Source organism: Staphylococcus sp. GDX8P54P (assembly GCF_017893165.1).
GTDB lineage: Bacteria > Bacillota > Bacilli > Staphylococcales > Staphylococcaceae > Staphylococcus > Staphylococcus borealis.
Window position 1 is genome coordinate 1540 of the sequence record NZ_JAESMM010000043.1, and the last position, 5736, is coordinate 7275.

Genomic DNA, 5736 nt, shown 5'->3' on the forward strand with positions numbered 1-5736 from the left:
GAATTCTGTCCCGCTCCCATTTGACGAAGCGCCTATAATTAAAACGCTATCGTTTGTTTTGATACAAAAACAAGCGATAGCGTTTATTTTGATACAAAAACAAGCGATAGCGTTTATTTTGTTATTCTCTAAATTATTAATTTATGAACCATAGTCATACTTTTATTTTTGAGCACTGATTGCTTTATATTGATCAGCATAGTTAGTGAACACACCATCAACACCATATTGGTTTAAACGCTGCATATCAGCCGTTTCATTGACAGTAAATGGGTGTACAAGAAAGCCGAGGTCTTTTAAATGCGCTGTATTTCGTTCGTTTAAATCACTATATTCAGGACCTACACCAATTGCATAAGAACGAATGCGTTGTAAATCGGCATCGCTTTGTTGTGCTAATTCGCCTTTGTCTAATAAACGAATTAATGGCACATTCGCATTTAGTTGATGCATTTTTAATAAACTCGCTTCTGAAAATGATTGTATCAATACGTGACCATGCTGAAGCGCGTTAGAAGTAAGCATATTGTGTTTGTCCAGTGTGTCTAAAAGTTGTTGTTCCATGCCAGGATAAACATCAGGCTGCTTTGTTTCGATATAATAATTGGCATCTGTACCATAACGTGTCAAAATTTCATCTAATGTTGGAACTGTAGCACCTTTATATCGATCATTAGCAAATTGAGGATGTTGTTCATTGAAAGATGAACCAGCGTCAAGCTTCTTTAATTCCGATAAAGTGTAATCCTCGACACGTCCTGAGCCATTCGTTGTACGGTCAACTGTTTCGTCATGCATGGCGACTAAATGACCATCTTTGGTACGTTGTAGATCAATTTCAATATATGAAGCACCTAACTCATTGTGACTTTTGTCATAGGCTGCAAATGTATGCTCTGGTGCATAGCCGCTTGCGCCACGATGAGCAATAGTAGTGTAGCGTTCTCCTGTTAAATTGGTTGTCCATTGTGATTGATTATCTTGAGGTGTAGAAGTACTAGATTGGTTCGGCGTTATAGTATTTGAGATCGCACTACCACTTGCTTCAACAGGCGTATGTATAATCACTAACCCTAAAGTAACTATAGTTAGACTTGAAATGATACCTTTTTTCTTTGCTTTCAACAAACTCATCCTTTCACAGTTAAAGTTACAGTTAAAATCTAGCAAAGCATATTTATGAAAGGAAGTGAATTTTCAAAAGCTTAAAATAATTATTAAATAGTTAAAATTCACTCAATAATGTTAACAAAAAAGGCTAGAGTGGGGCAGAATAATGAATGAACTCTGCCCCATTCCAAGCCTTTATAAGGTATCGTTATTTAATACTTTCTTAGCAACGTTAAGTTGATGGCGTACTGCATCTTGACCTGTAGAACCATAACTTTTTCTACGGCTAAGACAATTTTCGGGTTTAAGATAATCATAAACATCTTGATCAATGTTTGCATTTAATTCTTGGTAACGCGCAAGTGGTACATCTAATAAATAAATACCTTGTTGAATGCATTCATAGACGATTTTTCCAACAATTTCGTGCGCTGTTCTAAAAGGCACATCTTTAGCTACTAAATAATCGGCTAATTCTGTTGCATTTGAAAAGTCTTGATGTACGGTTTCGTTGAGACGGTCTGTATTGACAGTCATTGTATCTAACATACCTTCAAAAATGCGCAATGATCCTTTTACTGTGCGCACTGAATCAAATAAACCTTCTTTATCTTCTTGTAAGTCTTTATTATAGGCAAGTGGTAGACCTTTTAGTGTGACAAGCATACTCATTAAATGGCCTGTCGTACGTCCGACTTTACCACGAATAAGTTCTGCCATATCAGGATTCTTCTTCTGAGGCATAATAGATGAACCAGTAGAGAATGCATCAGATAGTGTGATGAATTTCGCTTCATCTGTTGACCAAAATATAATTTCTTCAGCGAAACGTGATAAATGAATCATTGTTAATGAAATATTATGCAGTGTTTCAATAATATAATCACGATCACTTACTGCATCTAAACTATTCTCATAAACTGAGCCGAATCCTAATAACTGTTGCGTTTCATGTCTATCAATAGGGTGTGTGGTACCACTTAATGCTGCTGCACCTAATGGTGAAATATCAATACGTTTCATACTATCGACAAAGCGTGAATAATCTCTGTCAAGCATCCAGAAATACGTCATAACATGGTGTGCAAATGAAATGGGTTGTGCACGTTGCAAATGCGTATAACCTGGCATAATAGTGTCGACATGTGATTGTGCTAGGTTAAGAATGGATGTTTGGAATGAACGTATAAGTGTTTGGATTTCTTGGACTTCTTTTTTAACATATAAATGCAAATCAGTGGCAACTTGGTCGTTTCTACTACGACCTGTATGCAATTTACCTCCGGCGTCACCAACGCGTTGAATGAGTTCATGTTCGATGTTTAAATGAATATCTTCGAGTGACTTCTTAAAATCAAGCTTACCATTATAGAAATCTTGTTGGATCTCTTTTAATCCATTAATGATAGCTTCTTTGTCATCTTGCGAAATGATATGTTGATTAGCTAACATGGTCGCATGTGCAATACTACCTTGAACATCTTCATCTAACAATGTTTGGTCGAAATCAATCGATGCATTAAATTCATCGACCCAATCTTCTGGTTGTTGTTGAAAACGGCCACCCCATGCTTTACTACTCATTACTATAACCTCCATGAAGATAAGCATTGACTTGAGTAGGTAAACCATAAATATCGATGAAACCTACAGCTGCTGATTGATTAAATGCATCTTCTTTAGTATATGTTGCTAATTTTTCATCATATAAAGTATATGGAGACTTTCTTCCATTAACAATTGCATTACCTTTAAATAGTTTAATTCTGACATCACCTTCAACATATTGTTGTGTACTATCGATAAATAATTTTAAGCTATCTGTTAATGGTGAGAACCACAAGCCATTATATGTTTGTTCAGCAAATTGTTTCTCTATTACTGGTTTAAAATGAGCTACATCTTTAGTTAAGGTTAATGTCTCAAGTGCTTTATGTGCTTTTAAGATAACTTCAGCACCAGGTGTTTCATATATTTCACGAGATTTAATACCAACTAGACGATTTTCAACATGGTCGATACGTCCAATACCATGTTTCCCAGCTAATTCATTTAAAGTTAAAATTAATTGATCTAGGTCATAATCTTTATGATTTAATTGAACAGGAATACCATTTTTAAATGAAAGAATGATTTCATCTGGTGTATCCGGTGTATCTTCTAATTCTGCTGTTAAGTCATAAGCGTCTTTAGGTGGTGCAGCATATGGATCTTCTAAAATACCACATTCATTTGCTCTGCCCCATAAGTTTTGGTCGATAGAATACGGAGAATCATGATTGATGCCAACAGGGATGTTATGTTTGATAGCATAATCAATTTCTTCTTCACGACTCCAGCCCCATTCTCTAACTGGCGCAAATGTCTTAAGATTAGGGTTTAACGCTTTAATAGCAACTTCGAAACGAACTTGGTCGTTACCTTTACCAGTACAGCCATGCGCAATACCTATTGAATTCGTTTTCTCTGCAATCTCAACTAATTTCTTCGCAATAAGTGGACGTGATAACGCCGATACGAGTGGATAACTATTTTCATACATTAAATTACCTTTGATAGCGTAACTTACGAAATCATCACTAAATTCTTTCGTTGCATCAATAATGTGACACTCAACTGCCCCCATATCTAATGCTTTAGAATAAACGACATCTAAATCTTTACCTTCACCAACATCTAAACATACAGCTACAACATCATAGCCTTTATCTATAAGCCATTTAACGGCAACACTTGTATCTAATCCACCTGAATATGCTAATACGATTTTCTCTTTCATTAAAATTCACCTCATAATTTTTCTGAAAATTGATATAAATTAATACTAACAGATATAAAATGAAAATAAAACCATTTTTTTACATAAATATACAAAATTTTAAAATCTGTATATAATAATGAATTGCATTGAATTAAAGGATATAATGCAACATGACCCATTTTCAGCATTATTATTTTATTTATAAAATATTCATTTTTGAATTATTAGAAAATGTCTTAAAATTGTTGAATTAATTTGAAAATATGTGAATAGTCAGTCATGTCAATTGAATAGATAGCATAAAGTTAGTAAAATTAAATCAACAAGGACATACAGGAGGCTTTTATAAAATGACTCATATTCAATTAGATTATGGCAAAGCATTAGAATTCTTTGGTCAACATGAAATTGATCAACAACAAGATATCGTTAAAACTATCCATAAAACGATTCATGAAGGTACTGGTGCAGGTAGTGATTTCTTAGGTTGGGTCAATCTACCAGAAGATTACGATAAGCAAGAATTTTCAAGAATTGTTGAAGCGTCAAAACGCATTAAATCAAATTCAGATGTACTTGTAGTTATCGGCATTGGAGGTTCATACTTAGGTGCACGTGCTGCTATCGAAATGTTAACTTCTTCATTCCGAAATTCAAATGAATATCCGGAAATTGTATTTGTTGGTAATCATTTATCATCAACATACACTAAAGAATTAGTAGATTACTTATCAGATAAAGATTTCTCTGTGAATGTAATTTCAAAATCTGGAACAACTACAGAACCTGCAGTAGCATTCAGACTGTTTAAACAATTAGTTGAAGAAAAATATGGTAAAGATGAAGCTAAAAAACGTATTTTTGCTACTACAGATAAAGCTAAAGGTGCATTAAAACAATTGGCTGATAATGAAGGTTATGAAACATTTGTTGTACCAGATGATGTAGGTGGCCGTTATTCAGTATTAACAGCTGTAGGTTTATTACCAATTGCAACAGCTGGCATTAATATTGAATCAATTATGATTGGTGCTAACAAAGCGCGTAAAGAATTATCATCAGACAACTTAAATGAAAATATTGCGTACCAATATGCGACAATCCGTAACATTTTATATAGTAAAGGATATACAACTGAAATGTTGATTAACTATGAGCCATCAATGCAATATTTCAATGAATGGTGGAAACAATTGTACGGTGAGTCTGAAGGTAAAGACTTTAAAGGTATTTATCCATCAAGCGCAAACTATACAACGGACTTACATTCATTAGGTCAATATGTTCAAGAAGGACGTCGTTTCTTATTTGAAACAGTTGTAAAAGTAAACAACCCTAAACACGATCTTACAATTGAAGAAGATAGTGATGATTTAGACGGATTGAATTACTTAGCAGGTAAAACAATTGATGAAGTCAATACGAAAGCATTTGAGGGTACATTATTAGCACATACTGATGGAGGCGTACCTAACGTAGTTGTGAATATACCACGTTTAGATGAAGAAACATTTGGTTATGTCGTTTACTTCTTTGAATTAGCTTGCGCAATGAGCGGATATCAATTAGGTGTTAATCCATTCAACCAACCTGGTGTTGAAGCATATAAACAAAACATGTTCGCGTTATTAGGTAAACCTGGATATGAAGATAAGAAGAAAGCGTTAGAAGAACGTCTATAATACGCTAATCTTCTCATTGATTAAATTAAATATATATTAAGAAGAGTCCGGGACAAAAATAATATAATGAAGCTATTTTGCAAATTCGCAGTAGCTGACTGAACTGAGAAGGCGCTTTAATCAAGCTTTTCTCAGTTCTAGTCATCCTTGCGGGGGTGGGACGACGAATTTAAAAGAAAAGCA

Annotated in this window: 4 protein-coding genes; 1 reads left to right on the top strand and 3 read right to left on the bottom strand. The window is 34.3% G+C overall.

Features of this window, described 5'->3' with window-relative positions; genetic code table 11:
• Nucleotides 1-162: 162 nt before the first annotated feature.
• The 3 genes from KA909_RS11630 to KA909_RS11640 form a co-directional block, all read right to left on the bottom strand.
• Entirely contained in the window at nucleotides 163-1125 is a 963-nt protein-coding gene (locus KA909_RS11630; RefSeq protein ID WP_193839574.1) for a glycerophosphodiester phosphodiesterase, read from the bottom strand.
• A 180-nt stretch (nucleotides 1126-1305) separates the two neighbouring features.
• Nucleotides 1306-2694: an argininosuccinate lyase gene (argH, locus tag KA909_RS11635; protein WP_075108692.1), complete on the bottom strand. Its 1389-nt coding sequence runs from the start codon at nucleotides 2692-2694 to the stop codon at nucleotides 1306-1308.
• Nucleotides 2687-3889 carry an argininosuccinate synthase gene (locus KA909_RS11640; RefSeq protein WP_075108693.1) on the bottom strand — a complete coding sequence of 401 codons (1203 nt, stop codon included), beginning with the start codon at nucleotides 3887-3889 and terminating at the stop codon, nucleotides 2687-2689. Before KA909_RS11640 ends, argH begins: the two co-directional genes overlap by 8 nt.
• Before the next feature lie 332 nt (nucleotides 3890-4221).
• On the opposite strand from KA909_RS11640, the gene KA909_RS11645 reads away from it, so the two are divergent.
• Nucleotides 4222-5553: a glucose-6-phosphate isomerase gene (locus tag KA909_RS11645; RefSeq protein ID WP_053029766.1), complete on the top strand. Its 1332-nt coding sequence runs from the start codon at nucleotides 4222-4224 to the stop codon at nucleotides 5551-5553.
• The last annotated feature ends 183 nt before the right edge of the window (nucleotides 5554-5736 follow it).

Bases quoted from the DNA above. Each gene is read 5' to 3' on its own strand.
- KA909_RS11640 (WP_075108693.1), bottom strand. From the start codon at position 3,889: ATGAAAGAGAAAATCGTATTAGCATATTCAGGTGGATTAGATACAAGT.
- KA909_RS11645 (WP_053029766.1), top strand. From the start codon at position 4,222: ATGACTCATATTCAATTAGATTATGGCAAAGCATTAGAATTCTTTGGT.
- argH (WP_075108692.1), bottom strand. From the start codon at position 2,694: ATGAGTAGTAAAGCATGGGGTGGCCGTTTTCAACAACAACCAGAAGAT.